Genomic DNA, 19,292 nt, shown 5'->3' on the forward strand with positions numbered 1-19,292 from the left:
ACGGTGACTGGCGAGCCAGCAGCGTTGGTCAGGGTGGCGGTGTAGACGATTGAGCCGCCCTCAGCCACGGTACCGGTCGCTGACAGCGACAGGTTGGTGGTGTCGACGGTGTCAGTCACCGTGGTGCTGACTGGTGTTTTGTCGGCTACGAGGTTTTCGTAGTTGCCGCCGGTTACACCAGTGATCGAGGTGGTCAGCGGTGCCTGACCAACCAATGCGTCGTTAGGCGCGGTGGTGGTCACGGTGCCAGTGGTTTTACCCACTTCGATGGTGATGTTTTGACCGTTGGCCAGAGTTACCACGACTGGCGAACCCGTGACCGGGGCGCCCACGGTTGCGGTGTAAGTAACGGTGCCACCCTCGGCCACGGAAGTATCAGCCGTCAGTTTGACGGTCGAAGTGTCGATGGTGTCGGTCACTTCAGTCACGGCCGGAACAGTGCTTGGCACCAGGTTCTCGAAGTTGCCGCCAGTCGCGGTGGAAATGGTTGCTTCGACTTTGCCGGCATCTTTATAGACGTCATCGGCTGGAGCCGGAACAGTGACGGTGCCCGTGGTCTTGCCCGCCTCGATGGTGATCACTGCGCCGTTCGACAAGGTCACAGTCACTGGCGAGCCAGCGGCGTTGGTCAGGGTGGCGGTGTAAACAATCGAACCGCCCTCGGCCACAGAATCGGTGGCGCTGAGCGACAGGTTGGTGGTGTCGACGGTGTCAGTCACGGTGGTGCTGACTGGCGTTTTGTCGGCCACGAGATTTTCGTAGTTGCCGCCGGTTACGTCAGTGATTGCATTGGTCAGTGGCGCATGACCGGTCAGCGCATCGTTTGGCGCAGTGGTGGTCACGGTGCCGGTGGTTTTGCCGACTTCGATGGTGATGTTCTGGCCGTTGGCCAGAGTTACCACGACTGGCGAACCGGTAACCGGAGCACCCACCGTGGCGGTGTAAGTGACGGTGCCGCCTTCAGCCACGGAAGTATCGGCCGTCAGTTTGACGGTCGAGGTGTCGATTGTATCGGTGACGTTGGTAACGGCCGGAACGGTGCTCGGCACCAGGTTCTCGAAGTTGCCGCCGGTGGCAGTCGAAATGGTTGCCTCGACCTTGCCGGCATCTTTGTAAACGTCATCAGCCGGCGCAGGAACAGTCACAGTGCCGATGGTTTTACCGGCCTCGATGGTGATCACCGAGCCGTTGCTCAGGGTCACAGTGACTGGCGAGCCAGCAGCGTTGGTCAGGGTGGCGGTGTAGACGATTGAGCCGCCCTCGGCGACCGAGTCGGTGGCGCTCAGCGTCAGGTTGGTGGTGTCGACGACGTCGGTGACCGTAGTCGAAACCGGGGTCTTGTCGGCCACGAGGTCTTCGTAGTTGCCGCCAGAAACCCCCGTGATCGAGTTGGTCAGCGGTGCGTTACCGGCCAGCGCATCGTTCGGCGCAGTGGTAGTCACAGTGCCGGTGGTTTTACCCACTTCGATGGTGATGTTCTGGCCGTTGGCCAGGGTCACCACGACTGGCGAACCAGTCACCGGCGCACCAACAGTGGCGGTGTAAGTAACGGTGCCACCCTCAGCCACGGAAGTATCAGCCGTCAGTTTGACGGTCGAAGTGTCGATGGTATCGGTCACTTCAGTCACGGCCGGGACAGTGCTCGGCACTAGGTTCTCGAAGTTGCCACCAGTAGCAGTCGAAATGGTTGCTTCAACTTTGCCGGCGTCTTTATAGACGTCATCGGCTGGCGCCGGAACGGTCACGGTGCCAGTGGTCTTGCCCGCCTCGATGGTAATCACTGCGCCGTTCGACAAGGTCACAGTCACTGGCGAGCCAGCAGCGTTGGTCAGGGTCGCGGTGTAAACGATCGAACCACCCTCTGCCACCGAGCCAGTGGCACTCAGCGACAGATTGGTGGTATCGATCGAGTCGGTAATGGTGGTAGTCGCTGGCGTGGTGTTCGGCACCAGGTTTTCAAAGTTGCCACCGGTAGCGCCGGTAATTGTGGTGCTGACAGTGGTGCCATTGTTGTAGACGTCGTTTGGCGCGGTCGGCACGTTGACGGTGCCGGTCGTTTTGCCGGCCTCAATGGTGATGGTCGACCCGTTCGACAGGGTGACGGTCACCGGGGTTTGCGCCGGGTTGGTCAGGGTCGCGGTGTAGGTGATCTGGCCACCCTCGACGACGGTGCCGGTCGCGGAGAGGCTCACGCTGGTGGTGTCGATCGAATCGGTGACGGTGGTGGTCGCTGGCGTGGTGTTCGGCACCAGGTTTTCAAAGTTGCCACCGGTAGCGCCGGTAATTGTGGTGCTGACGGTGGTGCCATTGTTGTAGACGTCGTTTGGCGCGGTCGGCACGTTGACGGTGCCGGTCGTCTGGCCCGCGCCAATGGTGATGGTCGAGCCGTTCGACAGGGTGATGGTCACCGGGGTTTGCGCCGGGTTGGTCAGGGTCGCGGTGTAGGTGATCTGGCCTCCCTCGACCACGGTACCGGTCGCGGTCAGGGTCAGGCCGGTGGTGTCGATCGAATCGGTGATGGTGGTCACCGCCGGTGTCGGGTTCGGCACCAGGTTTTCGAAGTTGCCACCCGTGGCACCGGTGATGGTCGTGGTGACGGTGCTGCCGTTGTTGTACACGTCGTTGGCCGGGGTCGGCACGTTGACGGTGCCGGTCGTCTGGCCCGCGCCAATGGTGATGGTCGACCCGTTCGACAGGGTGACGGTCACCGGGGTTTGCGCCGGATTGGTCAGGGTCGCGGTATAGGTGATCTGACCGCCCTCGGTGACGCTCGATCCCGCCGTCAGGGTGACGGTGGTGGTGTCGATGGTGTCGGTGACCTGGGTGGTGGCCGGGGTGGTCGGCGGGGTCACGGTGATGCCGTTACCGCCAGTGGTGCCGGTGACGGTCACGTCGATCTGGGTCGGGTCGTTATAAACGGTGTCGTTCGGCGCCAGCGGCACGTTGACGGTGCCAGTGGTCGAGCCGGCCGGGATCACGATTACTGCGCCGTTGGACAGGGTGATGGTCAGGTCCGTCAGCGGCGCCTGAGTCAGGGTCGCGGTGTACACCAGCACGCCGCCGGCTTCGGTGATGGTCGGCGTGGCGCTGAGGCTCAGGGTCGATTCACGCAGAGCGTTGTTGGTGGTGTCGGTGGTCTGGCCGCCGGTGATGTTCTGAGCCGCTTGCGCAGCTGAATCGATGCCCGCTGTCGGGAAACCAATGGTCGGGTCAACGCTGCCGGCCGTGGCATCAAGCAGCACGAAGCTGTGACCACCACCGGCGGCACCGCCCGTACCCGCGGCAGTGGCGCCGGCTGCGGTGGCTTCCAGCGCGGTGGTCGGGTCGACACCGGCGGCGATGGCTTGTTGCAGTTCTTCTACCGACGGCGCGGCCTGTGCGGTGGCTTCGGCCAGGTCAGTGCTGGAGTCGGGCGCGCTGGCGCTCCATTGAGTGTCGCGACCCAGATCGAGGGTGCGGCCATCAGCCAGTTCAAGCGACACGGCGCCGGAGAGGCCGGTGTCGATCTGGTCGCCGACAAACAGGCGGTCGCCTTCAACGAGTACGCGGCGTACGCCTTCCGGCGACACCACGAAAACCTGACCGACAATGCTTTTGACGATGGCAACAACACTGCTCATTGAAGACTCTCCGGGGTGTCACGTTCAGTTGACTTCCATAGACCTGATGGCGTCTGCGCCATTTCAGTCTGGACGTACTTTAAAAATTTGCGAAACAAGTTTGACGCATGGTTTTGTCAATAATTTGGCTATATTCTTTCGCGATTAACTTTATGCCAAACTATTGACCTTCTGGGTGCCATCCTAAACAATCGCCCCACTAATGTCACATTGATATTTCCGCGGCGACCTGTCCTTCAGCGTGTGATCCAGTTCCTATTTTGAACTTTCCGACATACGGTCATTCCGGTTGCCAATCATCCGACGCAGCACCACGTTTTGCTGTGATTCAAGACAAGAAGTTCTGGGAAATCTTTATCATGCGTTTGCATCTGCTCAAGGCCCTACCGTTCGCCCTCGCCGCATCGTTCGTACAAGCACAATCCCTACCGCAAGCCATGCAACAGGCGCTGGATGTCCATCCGGAAATCCAGGCAGGGGTCAACAGTCGTTTGGCCGCGGATTATCAATTAAAGGCAGCCAAAGGTGGATACCTGCCGAAGGTCGATCTGCTCGGCGGTTATGGTCGTGAAGGCACCGACAGCGTGACCACGCGAGCCAACGGTGGTGGCAATCACTGGGAAACCCTGAACCGCAGCGAGTCAAGTTTACGTCTCTCGCAAATGGTCTTCGACGGTTTCGCGACGTCCAGCGAAGTCGGGCGTCAACAAGCCACCGTCAACTCGCGCGCCTACTCGTTGCTTGGCACGTCCGAGCGCACCGCGCTGACGGTGGCCCAGGTGTATCTGGACGTGCTGACCCGCCGCGAATTCGTGCGTCTGGCCGAGGAAAACCTCAAGAGCCATCAGCGCATCTATGACCAGATTCAACTGCGCACCCAGCGCGGTGTCGGCAGCGGTGCCGATCTTGATCAAGCCGAAGCGCGGATGGCTCAGGCCCGCAACAACCTGATCACCGAGCAAACCAACCTCGCCGACTCTGAAACCAACTTCCTCAGCGCTGTCGGCCAGATGCCCGATCAGTTGGAGCGTCCGGCGCCGTTCATGGCGATGATGCCGGCCAACCTCAATGAAGCCCGCACGCAGATGCTGGAAAACAGCCCGATCCTGCGCTCGGCCGAGTCCGATATTGCGGCTGCCGAGAAACAGTACGAAGCCGCCAAGTCGACCTTCTACCCACGCTTCGACGCCGAGTTGGGCCGCACCGCCGACAACGACCTCGACGGCCAGAACGGTCACAACAACGAATGGCAGGCTATGCTGCGCATGCGCTTCAACCTGTATTCGGGTGGCAGCAACAAGGCTGACCTGGAATCCAAGTCGTACCTGTCGAACCAGGCGCTGGACATCCGCAACAACGCCTTGCGTCAATTGAATGAAGAACTGGGCCTGGCCTGGAACGCCCTCAACAACGCCAATGCTCAGGTGCCGATCGCTCAGCAGTACGTCGATCACAGCATGGCGGTGCGTACCGCTTACCAGCGTCAGTTCAGCCTCGGCGAGCGCACTCTGCTTGACTTGCTCGACAGCGAAAACGAGTTGTTCACCGCTTCGCGGCGTCTGGCTGAAATCAAAAACATTCAGTTATTTACTCAATACCGAATCAAGGCGACCATGGGCGAGTTGCTCAGAAGCCAGGGAGTGGTCGCACCGTTGGCATCCGTTGTGCAAAACGACGTGAAACCCAAGGTGCAGTTACCTGGGATGAATTGAGTTATCCCTTTTAAACAGTCAAAGAGTGTCGAGCGTGGAATCAGAAGTCAGTCGAGTTCATCTCAGTCATGATCCACGCGCGTTGCACGACGATCCGTTGCTGGATGGTCTGCTCGCCCTTTGCATGCTGCACCAGAAACCTGCCAGCGCGGCGATGCTGACCACCGGCCTGCCGCTGCCCAAACAACGTTTGAGTGTCGAGTTGCTGCCTCGCGCGGCGGCTCGCGCCGGCCTGCAGGGTCGAGTGCTGCAGCGCAAACTGGAAGAGATTCCGGCGATCGCCATGCCGGCGTTGTTGTTGCTCAAGGATGGCCGCAGTGCCGTCATGCTCGGCTGGCAAGGTGAAAATGAAGCGCGGGTGCTGCTCAGCGAAAGCGATGGTGGCGAGTCCGTGGTCAGTCGTGAACTGCTCGCCGACGATTACACCGGCAAAGTCTTCTTCGCCCAACCCCAACATAAATTCGACGTCAACCACGGCACGCTGATCCCGCGTGCACGCTCGTGGTTCCGTGACACCCTCAAGCGTTCGCGCTGGCTGTATGCCGACGCCATTGCCGCCAGTTTCCTGATCAATATCATCGCCATGGCCGCGCCGCTGTTCGTGATGAACGTCTACGACCGCGTGGTGCCGAACCAGGCTGAGGCCACCCTGTGGGTGCTCGCACTGGGTATCACCGGCGCCTACATGTTCGACCTGATTCTCAAGAGCCTGCGCAGCCTGTGTCTGGATCTGGCCGGCAAGAAAACCGACCTGATCATCTCTGCGACGCTGTTCGAGCGCATCGTCGGCATGGCCATGAAGCATCGGCCGGCGCGGGTCGGCAGCTTCGCACAGAACATCCATGAGTTTCAGAGCCTGCGTGACTTCCTGGCCTCGCTGACCCTGACCAGCCTGATCGATCTGCCGTTCACCATCCTGATCTTCATTGTCATCGCCATTCTTGGCGGGCATCTGGTGTGGATTCCGGTGCTGGCGTTCCCGATTGCCCTGGCCATCGGCTACGCGTTGCAGAAGCCGCTGGTGGCCACCATGGAACGCACCATGGCCCTCGGCGCCGAGCGTCAGTCGAGCCTGATCGAAACCCTCGCCGGCCTAGACGCGGTCAAGGTCAACAACGCCGAAAGCGAACGCCAATACCAGTGGGAACAGACCATTGGCACCCTCAGCCGCCTCGAACTGCGGGTGAAAATGCTTTCCGGCCTGGCGATGAACATCACCCTGCTGATCCAGCAACTGGCCGGGGTGATCATGATCGTCTTCGGCGTGTACCAGATCATCGCCGGCAACCTCAGCATGGGCGGTCTGATTGCGTGCTACATGCTCAGCGGTCGCGCACTGAGCCCGCTGGCGTCGCTGTCCGGCCTGCTGACGCGCTACCAGCAAGCGCGAGTGACCATGACCTCGGTCGACCAGATGATGGAGCTGCCGCAGGAACGCAATTTCGAAGAGCGCCCGCTGAGCCGCAAGGTTCTGCAAGGTGCCATCGAATGCCGCCAGCTCAACTTCACCTACCCGGAACAACAGAACCCGGCGCTGAAGAACATCAACCTGGTGATCCGTCCCGGCGAGAAGATCGGCATCATCGGTCGCAGCGGCTCTGGCAAAAGCTCCCTCGCCAAGCTGCTGGTGGGCCTGTATCAACCGGACGACGGCGCGTTGCTGGTCGACGGTGTGGACATCCGTCAGATCGACGTCAGCGAGTTGCGCTACAACATCGGCTATGTGCCGCAAGACATTCAACTGCTGGCCGGCACCCTGCGTGACAACCTGGTGTCCGGCGCGCGTTATGTAGAGGACGAACTCGTCCTGCAGGCCGCCGAACTGGCCGGCGTCCACGAATTCGCCCGTTTGCACCCGCAAGGTTATGAGCTGCAAGTGGGCGAGCGCGGGCAGAACCTGTCCGGCGGCCAGCGCCAGAATGTCGCCCTGGCCCGGGCATTGTTGCTCAATCCGCCGATTCTGCTGATGGACGAACCGACCAGCGCCATGGACAACACCGGCGAAGAACGCCTCAAGCAACGCCTCGCGGCGGTGATCGAAAACAAGACCGTGGTGCTGGTGACGCACCGGGCGTCGCTGCTGTCGCTGGTGGATCGCCTGCTGGTGGTCGACCGCGGACAGATTCTCGCCGATGGCCCGAAAGCCGCCGTGATGGAAGCGTTGAAGAAGGGGCAGATCAGTGTTGCTTAAGTCGGGTATCAAGGAGTCGATCCGTCGCTACTTCAAGGGTTCTGCCTCGCTGCAGGGCCAGCCACTGCCAGAGGTCAACAAAGCGCTGATCGAAGACGCCCCGCGCGTCGTTCGTCTGACGATATGGGCGATCATCGGCTTTTTCGTGTTCCTCATGCTCTGGGCCAATTTCGCCGTGATCGACGAAGTGACCAAAGGCGAGGGCAAGGCCATTCCGTCTTCGAAGATCCAGAAAATCCAGAACCTTGAGGGCGGCATCGTTACTGAGCTCTACGTCAAGGAAGGCCAGATCGTCGAGGCCGGTGCGCCGCTGATTCGCCTGGACGACACGCGATTTGCCTCCAACGTTGGCGAAACCGAGGCCGACAGGCTGTCGATGGTGCTGCGGGTCGAGCGTCTGAGTGCCGAGGTCGATGACCGACCGCTGAACTTCCCCGAGGACGTGCTCAAAGCTGTTCCGGGCCAAGCCAAAAGCGAAGAATCGCTGTACATCAGCCGTCGCCAGCAGCTGCACGACGAGATCGGCGGTTTGCAGGAGCAGTTGATCCAGCGTCAGCAAGAGCTGCGCGAGTTCACCTCCAAGCAGGCGCAGTACCGCCAGCAACTCGGTTTGCAGCGTCAGGAAATCAACATGTCCGAGCCGCTGGTGGCGCAGGGCGCGGTTTCCCCGGTTGAAGTGCTGCGGCTCAAGCGTGCCGAAGTCGAAACCCGTGGTCAGCTCGATGCCACTACGCTGGCCATCCCGCGCGCCGAATCGGCGATCAAGGAAGTGCAGCGCAAGATCGACGAGACGCGCGGCAAGTTCCGCAGCGAAGCGCTCACTCAACTCAACGAAGCGCGCACTGACCTGAACAAGGCCAAGGCCACCGGCAAGGCGCTGGAAGACCGCGTCAGCCGGACACTGGTCACGTCGCCGGTGCGCGGCATCGTCAACAAGTTACTGGTCAACACCATCGGCGGCGTGATCCAGCCGGGCAGCGACATGGTGGAAATCGTACCGTTGGACGACACGTTGCTGGTCGAAGCCAAGATCCGCCCGCAAGACATCGCGTTCCTGCATCCAGGGCAGGAAGCGACGGTGAAATTCACCGCGTATGACTACACCATTTATGGTGGGCTCAAAGCCAAGCTTGAGCAGATTGGCGCAGACACCATTACCGACGAAGACAAGAAAACCACGTATTACGTGATCAAGTTGCGCACCGATCGCAGCCACTTGGGCACCGATGAGAAGCCGTTGCTGATCATCCCCGGAATGGTGGCGTCGGTGGATATCATCACCGGCAAGAAGTCAGTGTTGAGCTATCTGCTCAAACCGATCATTCGGGCGCGTGCCGAGGCGCTGCACGAGCGCTAGATCTTCAGTGGCCTCATCGCGGGCAAGCCCGCTCCCACATTGAAATGCATTCCAGTGTGGGAGCGGGCTTGCTCGCGAAGAGGCCAGTTGCAGCGCCTGATATCCACCGTCGTAATTGCCGCTGGCCTTACCGCCTGCACCGTGGGCCCTGACTTCCAAAAGCCGGTAGCCACGCAGATCGCCGATTGGGCCAAACCCGCCAAATCAGCCCCCGGCCAAGCGGTCAGCGAACCCCTGAACGAACGCTGGTGGGAAGTCTTCCACGACCCGCAACTCTCGGCCCTGACCCAGCGCGCCGTGCACAGTAACCTCGACCTGCAACTGGCCAGCAGCCGGCTGCAACAAAGTCGCGCCGCACGCCGGGTGATCGGCGCCGACCGCTACCCCAATACCGCCGCCACCGCTGGCTATGGGCGCGAACGCAACAGTGCCAAGGGGCTGAGCGACCCATCCGGACACAACGGCGATTCGGCCTTCAACCTGTGGGACGCCGGTTTATCCGCCTCATGGGAACTGGATGTCTGGGGCCGCGTGCGCCGGGAAACCGAAGCCGCCGACGCCAATCTGGAAGTCGCCGAAGCCGCCGCACAAGTCGCGGCCATCGAATCGCGGCTGCCGGCACTGGAGCAGCGCCAATCGCAACTGATCAACGCGATCAGCCTGTTGCTGGAACTGACCGCCTATAACGCCAGCCAGCGCCGCGCAGGCCGCCTCGCCGAAGCCGTGCGCCAGAACCAGATCGCCCTGCGCACCGCACAACGGCAATACGTCGAAGGCGTGGTCGACTTCGTCAACGTCCTTACCGTGCAGAGCGCGTTGCTCGCGACTCAGGAGCAGTGGGTGGAGAGTTCGACCGCGGTGTCGCTGGCGATGGTCGGGTTGTACCGGGCGTTGGGTGGGGGATGGGAGTCGGTGTATCCGGTCGACAAGATGGCGCAACGCTGAGGTTGTCGCAAAAACGGATCAAATCGACGAATTCGATGTGATGTGCAGGCTGCCGAGTAGATCGTCAGCAGAAGGTGTCACAGGTTGAAGCGGACTTCGGGTGCTCAATCTGCGAAATTTTTGATTTTGATTTGCCCTTCGGGAAACGTTGCGATGATTTCAAGTTCGCCGCCCATCGCATGGATATAGTTGCGCAATGTTTCTAGATGCTCAGCGTACAGCCGATCGGTTGATCGGCGAGCGGGACATTGACTTCATGCCAGCGGTCCTGACCGGTTTTGTCTCCACCGATCAATAGTACTGCGCAACGTCTTGGATCAAACGCATCAAGAATGCGATACGGCCGTCCGGCATGTTGAACTCGCAGTTCTCGTAAATGGCCGTGCCGCGCTCCGTTGATCGCATTACTGTGCGGAAAGCGTAAACCCGGTCCGAATTGACCCAGCAGTTTGACGCTTGCAGCCACACAACTCTGCTCGTTTTCAGTCAGGTCTTCCCACCAGTTGCCTAACGCGTCGGTGTATTCGATATCCCTCTTCATGGGAGGCGAATATGGGCGCTATGGAATATTCCATCAGGGTTATATTTTCGATGGGCTGACCTGAGCACTTGCGATCTGCTTAAACCAAAGACAAAGGCGCAATGCTGGCCTTTCGCTTGACGCTAACCCTCGCTGTCGTAGACTCCGCACATCCGTCAGGGAGTAGCGGTTATGCAGCGTTTTCGTGGTTGGGTTTTTGGATTGACCTTTGTAACGTGTGCCGTTCAGGCGCAAACGCCCGGGCTAGACGATCCGCTGCTCGATAGCCCAGCGGCCGGGGCGGGTACCGCGAGCAGTGAGGCGCGGGGTGTGCTTCGCGCTCGGGATCAGGCGATTCTGGCCAGTGAGCTGTCCGGGCGGATTGTCGAGTTGCCGTTCAGTGAGGGCGAGTCGTTCAAGAAGGGCGACGTGCTGGCCCGGTTCGATTGCTCGGCCTATCAGGCGCAACTCAATGCTGCGCAAGCGGCCAGCCGTGGCGCCGGTGAAGAATTGGCGCACAACAAACAATTGGCCGCGCTCAATTCCGTCGGGCGTTTCGAAGTGGCGCGGGCGCAGGCCAAGGTCAGCGAAACCCAGGCGCAATCTCAGGTTTATCAGGTGCAGGTCAAACGCTGCAGCGTGATTGCGCCATTTGACGGGCAAGTGGTGGAGCGCAAGGTCAAGCGCTATGAGAGCGTGTCGGCCGGCGCGCCGCTGCTGGATGTGGTCGATAACCGCACACTGGAAATCCATCTGTTGGTCCCGTCGCGCTGGATGGCCAAACTCAAGCCTGGCCAGACGTTTTCCTTTGTTCCCGATGAAACAGGTCAACCGCTCGAGGCCACGGTCAAACGCCTCGGCGCGCGAATCGATGAGGGCAGTCAGACCTTGTTGCTGGTCGCCTCTCTCCCCGAAGCCAAAGGCTTGCTGGCCGGCATGAGCGGTACGGCGCATTTTGCGGAGCTCAATTGAACGCCCCGGTCAGCGGCGGTGCCGAGCAGGTCTTTGCGCGGTTTCTCGACCTCGAACGCCAGACCCGCACGGCCCGCGACGCGTCCCAACTGGCCTACAGCCTGGTCAATGACGGCCAGTCGCTGTTCGGTTTTCGCCATGCCGCGTTGTTGATCGCAGGCAAGGTGCAAGCGGTGACCGGCGTCAGCGCGGTGGAGCCCAATGCGCCGTTCGTGGCGTTTGTCGAGCAAGCCGTGGCGCAGTTGTTCAAGCAGGATGTGCTGCAGCAGGCGCGGGTGATTGCGCCGCAGTCGCTCGGCGAATCGATCCAGGCCGATTGGCGCAGTTTGTCCGCCGCACAAGTGTTCTGGCTGCCGTTGATTGATCGGGATGGACAGGTGTTCGGCGGCTTGTGGCTGGCCCGCGATGTGCCGTGGAATCCTTCCGAACAAGTTTTGCTCTCGCAACTGGGCGACACCTACAGCCACGCCTGGCTGGCGCTGCAGCCACGCAAACCCTGGCGGTTGCGCTGGACGCGTAAACGTCAGGTGGCACTGGTCGCGGCGCTGTTGCTCGGGTTGTTGATTCCGGTGCGTCAATCGGTGCTGGCACCGGCCGAAGTGGTGCCGCTGGGCGGCCGTGTGGTGGCGGCGCCGCTGGACGGGGTGATCGCCGAGTTTCTGGTCAAACCCAATCAAACGGTGAAAACCGGCGAACTGTTGCTGCGCTTCGAAAACACCACCCTCACGGCTCAGGCCGATGTGGCCGAACGGGCATTGGATGTGGCCGAGGCCGAACTCAAATCCAATTCCCAACGCTCGTTCACCGATGCCGAGTCCAACTCGCGGATCGACTTGCTGGCCGCGCGCGTCGAGCAAAAACGCGCCGAACGCGACTACGCCCGCGAGTTGCTCAACCGCAGCGAAGTGCGTGCCGAACGCGATGGTATCGCGGTGTTTGCCGATGCCGAACGCTTGACCGGCAAACCCGTGCAGACCGGTGAACGGCTGATGGAAATTGCCGACCCGAACCAGGCCGAACTGCGTATCGAACTGGCGGTGGGCGACGCGATATCGTTAGCGCCCGGTGCCGAGATCGCGTTGTTTCTCGACAGCGATCCCTTGAAGCGCCACCACGCGACGCTGGAGCGCTCGGCCTACGAGGCACAACCGACCGCTGGCGGGCAACTGGCGTATCGGCTCGACGCCAATTTCGTCGACGCACCGCCGCGCATCGGCCTGCGCGGTACGGCGAAAATATTCGGTGACCGTGCGCCGCTGGCGCTGTACCTGTTGCGTCGCCCATTGGCCGGTCTGCGCCAGAGCGTGGGCCTGTAAATGAACCTGCCGAGCCTGCGTGCCGACCTGCAACTGTCGCCCGCAGCGCCAGCATTGGACGGCTCGCCACGCTGGACCCTGGCCGACCCGGTGCGCGGGCGTTATTTCAAACTGGGCGCGGCGGCGATGCGCCTGTTGCGCCACTGGTCGCTGGGCGATGCCGATCAGGTCCTGCGTGCGGCCAATCGTGAGCCGGGCCTGCCGCTGGACGGCACCGAGCTTGAGCAATTGCTGGAGTTTCTCCGTGGGCACGATCTGATCAGTGCCCTCGACGATCAACAGCGCGCCAGCTACCGGCTCAAGGCCCTGGCGCAGAAACAGAGCCTGTGGCAAATCCTTCTGCATCAGTACCTGTTTTTCCGTATACCGCTGTGGCGTCCTGACGCCTTTCTCAATCGCGCCTGGCCGTGGCTGGAACGCTTCGGCCCACGTGTGTTGCGCTACGGTTTGCCGGCGACGTTGGCGCTTGGGGTGTTTCTGGTCTCGCGGGACTGGCAGCGGTTTATCGGCACCTTTCCGCACCTGTTCAGCCTCGGCGGCGCATTGGCGTTCGGCGTGGCGCTGTTTTTTGCCAAGCTGTGTCACGAGTTCGGCCACGCGTTCATGGCCAAGCGCGCCGGGTGTCGGGTGCAGAGCATGGGCGTGGCGTTCATGGTGCTGCTGCCGATGTTCTACACCGATGTCAGCGATGCCTGGCGCGTCAATGATCGTCGCGCACGGTTGTTGATTGGCGCCGGTGGCGTGATGGCTGAGTTGCTGTTGGCGTGCATCGCGCTGCTGGCGTGGTCGTTCTTGCCTGATGGCCCGGGACGCACGGCGGCGTTCATGCTCGCCAGCGCCACCTGGATCACCACGCTGGTGGTCAATCTCAATCCCTTCATGCGTTTTGACGGCTACTTTCTGATCAGCGATTTGTGGCAGGTCGACAACCTTCAGGGCCGGGCGTTTGCCTTGTGTCGCTGGCGCTTGCGCGAGTTTTTGTTCGGTTATGGCGCACCCGCGCCGGAGCCTTGGTCGCCGAAAATGCAACGGCGTTTGCTGATCTGGGGGTATGGCTCGTGGTTATGGCGTGCGGCGTTGTTTTTCGGGATCGCGTTGGCGGTCTATCACCTGTTCTTCAAGGTGTTGGGGATCTTCCTGATGCTGGTGGAACTGGTGTGGTTCATCTTTCTGCCGATCATGCGTGAGTGGCGCCAGTGGTGGAGCCGCCGCGAGCAGGCGCATGGCCCGCGCGTGTTGCTTTTCAGTCTGGCATTGCTGGGGTTGTTGCTGGTGCTAGTGGTGCCTTGGCGCAGCGCTGTGGAACTGCCAACGATGTTGCAGGCCGGACGTGCAAGCGCTCTGTATGCACCCACCGCGGCGCGGGTCAAAGCGGTGAAAGTGCAGGACGGTCAGAAGGTGGCCCAAGGGGATGTGCTGATCGAGCTGGAATCCCCGGATCTCGATTCGAAGCGCGCCATCGTGCGGCGGGAAATCCAGATCCAGCAGTTGCTGATGCGCCGGCAGGCCGGCCGCAGTGAAACAGCGGCGGACGCCGGTGTCGTTGAACAAAAACTGGCCGAAGCAGTGGCCGAATACCGCGGGCTCACCGCCCGACGTGAACGCCTGTTGCTGCGCGCCCCGCACGCCGGATATGTGCGTGATTTGCTGCCGAACCTGAGCGTCGGGCGCTGGATTTCGAGCAAGGATGCACTGGCCCGGGTCGTCGAGGACGGCACACGCATGCGCGGTTATCTGGCCGAAGCGCAGTTGTGGCGGGTCAAACCCGGCGCCAGCGGCCGGTTCATCGCCGACGACCCGATGCACCCGGCGCTCGCGGTGCAACTGGATGAAATCGACACCAACGGCGTGGCCTACGTCGATCAGGAAGCGCTGACGTCCGATCACCACGGGCCGATTGCTGTACGCCGCGATCAACAGCAACGGGCTGAACCGGTGCAGGCGCAATATGGCGCGCGCTTGAGTGTGCTCGATAGCGTGCCGACGCCGCCGCAACCGTTGCGCGGCGTGGTCGTGTTGCAGGGGCGCGGCGAGTCGTTGCTGGGTGTGGCATGGCGACGGATGGCGGCGCTGGGGGTCAGGGAAAGCGGTTTTTAACGGAGAGCGGCGATGACGGATAACGCAGCAGTGGCAGCAGAGGGATTGGTGGTGCGGCCTTCGCGGGCAACCGACGGGCCATTTCTGCAAAGCCTGTATCAAACGGCGCGGCCGGATCTGCAGTGGATCGACGGCGAGCCGGAACAGGTGCAGCAACTGGCCGCCCAGCAGTTTCAGGTGCAGGAGCAGGGCATGGGGGATAACTACCCCAACGCCATGCACTACGTGGTGGAAAAACTCGGCACGGCCATCGGTGCCTTGAGCACCGATTTCGGCGCCAACGAAATCCGCGTGTTGTATCTGGCGTTCATCCCGCCGACGCGTGGCCAGGGTTTTGGCCGCGCCGTGCTGCAAGGCGTGCAGAAAGCCGCGCAGCAGATTCGCTGCCCGGTGGCGACGGTGGTCTGGCGCAGCAATCCCCAGGCACGCCGGCACTATCTGGCACTGGGATTTGCCGTGGAAGAAAGCAATCCGGCCGCCGAAAGACTTGTCTGGTATCCCCAATAAACCCCCGGCAGGAGCCGGGTCTTGAACGGCAATGTTCAAGCGACATTCCCGGACGCGGACCCAGGCTACACAACCTTGCGTGAGGCTCAGTGATTTCGCCGGTTTGCTGGACGCGCCCTACCGCCACACCTTGCTGGGCATCCAGCAGGTCGTGATGCTCGGCGAACTGACCATCAACCAAGCCCTCGACAACCTCGACCCTGCGGCCTGAAATCCAAATCCCCCGGTGGGAGCAAACCCGCTCCCACCGGGGGATTGTTGTTGAGTCAGTTGAAGGTGATGTGGAAATAGCCCAACTGCGGATCCCGCCCCATCGGCGGCACCCGGGACACGAAGATGTCCTGCACTCGCCCGATTTCCGGCAGTTCCAGCGCACACAATCCGTCGACAAATTCAGTCGGCTCCAGACTTCTCAGTTCGACACTGAATGGCATTCGCTCGCTGTAGCGCATTTTTGCGGCGGGCTGCTCTTCGAGGTGTTCGATATGGATCTGCAGTGCACTGCCATCGGGCAGGTGCAGGGTGCCAATCCGGCCCAGCAGCGCCTGGAAATGTTGGCTTTGAACCGTTTGCAACATGGTTTCGCTCCAGCCAGTCAGGAAACCGGGGGAGGGTAGCCACCCCCGGCAGTCGGTCAGTTGCGGGACGGGAAAATGCCTTGCAGCGCGATGCTGAAGTTGAGCACCAGATACGGGTTCATGATCGCCATCGACTGGCCGTTGCCCGTGGGGGTGATGGTCCCGCTGATCGCGGTCTGCGCACCTTTGAGGGCGACGGGCGAAGCGCCTTGTGCGTCCGAGAAGATATTCGCCAGACCGGGCCCGGTGCCCGAAGCACCGATATAGGCGTTGGTGGCCGTCGGGGCGCCCAACGGGTTGCTCGCCGGGTTGGCCAGTTGCACGGTGGTGGTGGCCGTGAGGCCAGCCAGTGAGTGAGTGTGGTTCGGCAGATTATTGAGGGTCGGTATGACGGCTTCAGTGCCGGAAATTTCACCCATTACGCGAGTCGACAGGCCGGGACCGGTGCCCTGGCAGACCGGCATTCGGCTCTGCAGGTTGGGCAGTCCGAACGTCTGGACACCGTTGCCGCCATAGTTGGTGCCCAGCAACGCAAACAGCGCGCTGTATTGCGAAACACTCATCATCTGACCGTTGCACAAGGCCCAGCCGCTGGGCGCATAGTTGAAGGCAAACGTCAAAACAGTGCCCATGTAAACGTCCATAAAGTCCTCTCCCTTCTGATTGATGGTCGGCGGGCCGCGCGAGGATTCAGGCTGCGGTGATGCCTCCCCCTCCTTTGCCAGATTACGCCACGGCTCAGCGTAGACCCGGATCGGCGAGGTTGCCGAATGTCGTGAAACAGTACGCCGGCATCGACGGCTGTCGCGTGGCTGACCTAAAGTGACCGGCAGGTTTCGGGGGATCTGCATTAGCAGTGTTTTGCCACGGGCCAGAGGAAACAATGACGCTAAACAGAGTCACGCCGGTTGGCGACACGCAAGACCCCCAGGCAACACCCGGCTCCTGGTTCGGCAACTGGCGAGTGATCCTTTGGGCGAAAAAACAATGGCTGCTGCCCATCATGGCGCTGGCCGCGATTGTGCGTTTTTACGATTTGACGGCCGCCGCGATCTGGGGCGACGAAGGTTCCAGCCTGCTGCTGGCGCGTTATTCGCTGGGCGGGATCTGGAACCATGCGGCGTTCGATGTGCATCCGCCGCTGTACTTCATGCTGCTGCATGGCTGGATCGAACTGTTCGGTGACGGGATTTTCGCGATCCGTTGCCTCAGCGCGCTATTGGGTATTGCTGTGGTGGGCGCAGGGGTGTGGCTGGTGGATCGGTTGGCCACCCGCCGCGCCGCGATCATCGCCGGAGTGCTGCTGGCGTTGCTGCCCACGGCGGTGCGCTATAGCCAGGAAGTGCGCATGTATTCGCTGCTCGGGCTGTTGCTCATTGCGGCGAGCCTGGCGTTGGTCTACTGGATCAGACATGCGCAACGCAGGCGTTATCGGGTGTTTTACGTGCTGTTGATGAGCGCGGCGCTCTACACCCATTACTTCGCGGTGTTGGCGGCGTTGAGTCACTGGATTTATCTGGGCGTGATTCGTACCCAACGCGGTTATCGATTCCGGCATATTCAACAACTGCCATGGTGGCTGGCGAACCTGGCCATTGCCGGACTTTATCTGCCGTGGTTACCCAAACTGCTGAATCTGATGCAGCACATGGAACAGCTCAAGGCCGCTGGCGATGTGGGCTGGGAAGACCCCGTGAGCCTGACCTCGTTGCCGGCGATGATCTGGTCCTGGCTGATTCAGGATGATGGCGCAAACCTGCCGCTGCTGGTCTTCATCGCGATGCCAATGGCCTTGCTGGTGCTGGCCGGGGTGGCATTGGCCCGCGACCGCAGCGTGTCGCACGGCAGTGTGCTGCTGGCGCTCTACACCGGCCTGCCGCTGTTGCTGGTGTTTGCGGTGTCGTTCATCACCCCGGTGTTCATCGAACGCTACCTGACGGCGTTTGCGTTGGGCCTGCCGATGCTTGCGGCGTTGGCCATCGACCGTTTGTACAGTCGTGTACGGGGCCTGGCGCTGGCGGTGCTGGTGTCGCTGGTCGGGGTCGAACTGATTGGCGTGAACAACAACGCCACGGTCGACAGCAATGATCAACTCGACCATATGGTGAGTTACGTCAATCAGCACTTCCAGCCCGGTGACGGCATCGTCATCAGCGACATGCTCTGGTACCTGAGCTACGTCTATTACGATCAAACCGGCGCTCAAGTGCGTCTCTACACGCCACCCCGCGCGGACGGCCATTCGACGCGGCCGAACGAGTACGGTTTTGGCACGCTGGCCACCCCTGGCGTCTACCTCGACAGCTTGGCCGAACTGACGGGCTATCGCCGGGTCTGGCTGGTGGGAACGCTCGATGAACCTGGAGAATTCCTGCCATTGCCGGCGACTTGGCAAGTCGGCGCCGAGGTGCGCGCCGGTGGGGCGCAAGCGCGATTATTCGTCGTGAAGCCGGCAGTGGAATAAGTCCTGCGCGGACTTAATCGATTCACCTTTTTATTCGCGATAAAAATTTAACCGGTTAGTCCTTTTTGCTCTTGAATGATGTCAAAACACTACTAGTCGTAGGGTTGTTCTTGAACTACGCTTCGTCGAACAAAAGGACTTCCGATTACGGTGAATGGATTGCAGCAGTTCCACTTTGTCGCCGGTTTGCCGCGCTCAGGCTCGACCCTGCTTTCTGCGATCCTGTTGCAGAATCCGCGGTTTCACGCCGGTATGACCAGCCCGGTGGGCTCGCTGTTTGCCAGTGTGCTGGAGCAATGCAGCGCCGGCAGTGAGTTCGGCGCGGTGATCGACACCGAGACGCGCCGCCGTTTGCTGCGGGGTCTTTTCGATTCCTACTACGCCGACAAGACCGACAAACCGGTGGTGTTCGACACCAACCGTCAATGGAGCTCGCGGCTGCCCGCGCTCAACGACCTGTTCCCCAACGCCAAAATCATCGCTTGCGTGCGCAACGTCGCGTGGGTGATGGACAGCCTTGAACGCCTCTACCGCGCCAATCCTTACGAAAACACCAAGCTGTTCGGCGACGCCGTCGAGCGCAACACGGTCTACAGCCGCTGCGAAACCCTGGCTCAGCGTAACCGGCTGGTGGGTTTTGCCTGGGCGGCGCTCAAGGAAGCCTATTACGGCGAGCACGCCGACTCGCTGCTGATCATCGATTACGACTTGCTGACCCAGGCCCCGGAGCGGGTACTGCGGCTGGTCTACGATTTTATCGGCGAGCCATGGTTCGAACACGATTTTGACCATCTGGCGTACGACGCGCCGCAATTCGATCAAGCCCTGGGCGTTGCCGGCCTGCACAAGGTCAAACCCAAGGTCGCTCTGGAGTCGCGGCGCACGATTCTGCCGCCGGACCTGTTCAAGCAATACGCTGATTTGTCTTTTTGGCTCGATGGCTCAGCCAGCGCTGCCAATGTCATTCGTATGAAGTCCGACGCCGCGATCAGTTGATCGCGGCGTTTTTCATT

The 19,292-nt window shown here is 61.2% G+C and carries 13 protein-coding genes and 3 pseudogenes; 11 read left to right on the forward strand and 5 right to left on the reverse strand.

The window, feature by feature from the left end:
- On the reverse strand, positions 1 to 3,620 hold a 3,620-nt coding region (locus tag ACIOWA_RS06570), incomplete at its 3' end, for a retention module-containing protein (protein ID WP_401158864.1).
- Positions 3,621 to 3,979: 359 nt separating this feature from the next.
- On the opposite strand from ACIOWA_RS06570, the gene ACIOWA_RS06575 reads away from it, so the two are divergent.
- From ACIOWA_RS06575 to ACIOWA_RS06590, 4 genes are read left to right on the forward strand one after another with little or no spacing between them, the layout of a single operon-like run.
- Positions 3,980 to 5,332, forward strand: a complete 1,353-nt coding sequence (locus tag ACIOWA_RS06575) for a TolC family outer membrane protein (protein ID WP_339431661.1) — start codon at positions 3,980 to 3,982, stop codon at positions 5,330 to 5,332.
- 34 nt (positions 5,333 to 5,366) lie between these two features.
- Positions 5,367 to 7,523: a type I secretion system permease/ATPase gene (locus ACIOWA_RS06580; RefSeq protein WP_339431660.1), complete on the forward strand. Its 2,157-nt coding sequence runs from the start codon at positions 5,367 to 5,369 to the stop codon at positions 7,521 to 7,523.
- Complete coding sequence (locus ACIOWA_RS06585; protein ID WP_339431659.1) at positions 7,513 to 8,880, forward strand: HlyD family type I secretion periplasmic adaptor subunit; 1,368 nt, start codon at positions 7,513 to 7,515, stop codon at positions 8,878 to 8,880. Before ACIOWA_RS06580 ends, ACIOWA_RS06585 begins: the two co-directional genes overlap by 11 nt.
- Before the next feature lie 48 nt (positions 8,881 to 8,928).
- Positions 8,929 to 9,825 carry a TolC family protein gene (locus tag ACIOWA_RS06590; RefSeq protein WP_401158964.1) on the forward strand — a complete coding sequence of 299 codons (897 nt, stop codon included), beginning with the start codon at positions 8,929 to 8,931 and terminating at the stop codon, positions 9,823 to 9,825.
- A 104-nt stretch (positions 9,826 to 9,929) separates the two neighbouring features.
- On the opposite strand, the pseudogene ACIOWA_RS06595 reads toward ACIOWA_RS06590, so the two are convergent.
- Both ACIOWA_RS06595 and ACIOWA_RS06600 read right to left on the reverse strand, forming a co-directional pair.
- Positions 9,930 to 10,034, reverse strand: a pseudogene (locus ACIOWA_RS06595) (transcriptional regulator); the annotation flags it as partial.
- A pseudogene (locus ACIOWA_RS06600) lies at positions 10,020 to 10,366 on the reverse strand (type II toxin-antitoxin system RelE/ParE family toxin); the annotation flags it as partial. The pseudogenes ACIOWA_RS06595 and ACIOWA_RS06600, both read right to left, overlap by 15 nt.
- 171 nt (positions 10,367 to 10,537) lie before the next feature.
- Here ACIOWA_RS06600 and ACIOWA_RS06605 point away from each other — a divergent pair.
- The 5 genes and pseudogenes from ACIOWA_RS06605 to ACIOWA_RS06625 form a co-directional block, all read left to right on the forward strand.
- The gene (locus tag ACIOWA_RS06605) at positions 10,538 to 11,317 is read left to right on the forward strand and encodes an efflux RND transporter periplasmic adaptor subunit (RefSeq protein WP_339431657.1); all 780 of its coding nucleotides are present in this window, start codon (positions 10,538 to 10,540) and stop codon (positions 11,315 to 11,317) included.
- Entirely contained in the window at positions 11,314 to 12,633 is a 1,320-nt protein-coding gene (locus ACIOWA_RS06610) for an HlyD family efflux transporter periplasmic adaptor subunit (protein ID WP_339431656.1), read from the forward strand. Before ACIOWA_RS06605 ends, ACIOWA_RS06610 begins: the two co-directional genes overlap by 4 nt.
- The gene (locus ACIOWA_RS06615; protein ID WP_401158868.1) at positions 12,634 to 14,730 is read left to right on the forward strand and encodes a biotin/lipoyl-binding protein; all 2,097 of its coding nucleotides are present in this window, start codon (positions 12,634 to 12,636) and stop codon (positions 14,728 to 14,730) included.
- 12 nt (positions 14,731 to 14,742) lie between these two features.
- Complete coding sequence (locus ACIOWA_RS06620; protein ID WP_401158870.1) at positions 14,743 to 15,237, forward strand: GNAT family N-acetyltransferase; 495 nt, start codon at positions 14,743 to 14,745, stop codon at positions 15,235 to 15,237.
- Between the two features lie 79 nt (positions 15,238 to 15,316).
- Positions 15,317 to 15,448: pseudogene (locus ACIOWA_RS06625) on the forward strand (DUF6124 family protein); the annotation flags it as partial.
- A 55-nt stretch (positions 15,449 to 15,503) separates the two neighbouring features.
- Here the strand turns inward: ACIOWA_RS06625 and ACIOWA_RS06630 are convergent.
- Positions 15,504 to 15,815 carry a DUF6916 family protein gene (locus ACIOWA_RS06630; RefSeq protein ID WP_339431641.1) on the reverse strand — a complete coding sequence of 104 codons (312 nt, stop codon included), beginning with the start codon at positions 15,813 to 15,815 and terminating at the stop codon, positions 15,504 to 15,506.
- A 56-nt stretch (positions 15,816 to 15,871) separates the two neighbouring features.
- Positions 15,872 to 16,459, reverse strand: a complete 588-nt coding sequence (locus tag ACIOWA_RS06635; RefSeq protein ID WP_339431640.1) for a tail fiber protein — start codon at positions 16,457 to 16,459, stop codon at positions 15,872 to 15,874.
- A 239-nt stretch (positions 16,460 to 16,698) separates the two neighbouring features.
- Between ACIOWA_RS06635 and ACIOWA_RS06640 the strand changes: the two genes are divergently transcribed.
- Both ACIOWA_RS06640 and ACIOWA_RS06645 read left to right on the forward strand, forming a co-directional pair.
- Positions 16,699 to 18,279, forward strand: coding sequence for a glycosyltransferase family 39 protein (locus tag ACIOWA_RS06640; RefSeq protein ID WP_401158872.1), 1,581 nt, complete (start codon positions 16,699 to 16,701; stop codon positions 18,277 to 18,279).
- A gap of 150 nt (positions 18,280 to 18,429) precedes the next feature.
- Complete coding sequence (locus tag ACIOWA_RS06645) at positions 18,430 to 19,275, forward strand: sulfotransferase (protein ID WP_339431638.1); 846 nt, start codon at positions 18,430 to 18,432, stop codon at positions 19,273 to 19,275.
- Positions 19,276 to 19,292 lie beyond the last annotated feature (17 nt).

Origin of the sequence: Pseudomonas sp. NPDC087614, from assembly GCF_044743485.1 — a bacterium.
GTDB classification, from domain to species: Bacteria; Pseudomonadota; Gammaproteobacteria; order Pseudomonadales; family Pseudomonadaceae; genus Aquipseudomonas; species Aquipseudomonas baetica_A.

Excerpts from the sequence above, each read along its gene's own strand:
- ACIOWA_RS06640 (WP_401158872.1), top strand. The coding sequence starts at position 16,699 with ATGACGCTAAACAGAGTCACGCCGGTTGGCGACACGCAAGACCCCCAG.
- ACIOWA_RS06615 (WP_401158868.1), top strand. The coding sequence starts at position 12,634 with ATGAACCTGCCGAGCCTGCGTGCCGACCTGCAACTGTCGCCCGCAGCG.
- ACIOWA_RS06635 (WP_339431640.1), bottom strand. The coding sequence starts at position 16,459 with ATGGACGTTTACATGGGCACTGTTTTGACGTTTGCCTTCAACTATGCG.
- ACIOWA_RS06620 (WP_401158870.1), top strand. The coding sequence starts at position 14,743 with ATGACGGATAACGCAGCAGTGGCAGCAGAGGGATTGGTGGTGCGGCCT.
- ACIOWA_RS06630 (WP_339431641.1), bottom strand. The coding sequence starts at position 15,815 with ATGTTGCAAACGGTTCAAAGCCAACATTTCCAGGCGCTGCTGGGCCGG.
- ACIOWA_RS06605 (WP_339431657.1), top strand. The coding sequence starts at position 10,538 with ATGCAGCGTTTTCGTGGTTGGGTTTTTGGATTGACCTTTGTAACGTGT.
- ACIOWA_RS06575 (WP_339431661.1), top strand. The coding sequence starts at position 3,980 with ATGCGTTTGCATCTGCTCAAGGCCCTACCGTTCGCCCTCGCCGCATCG.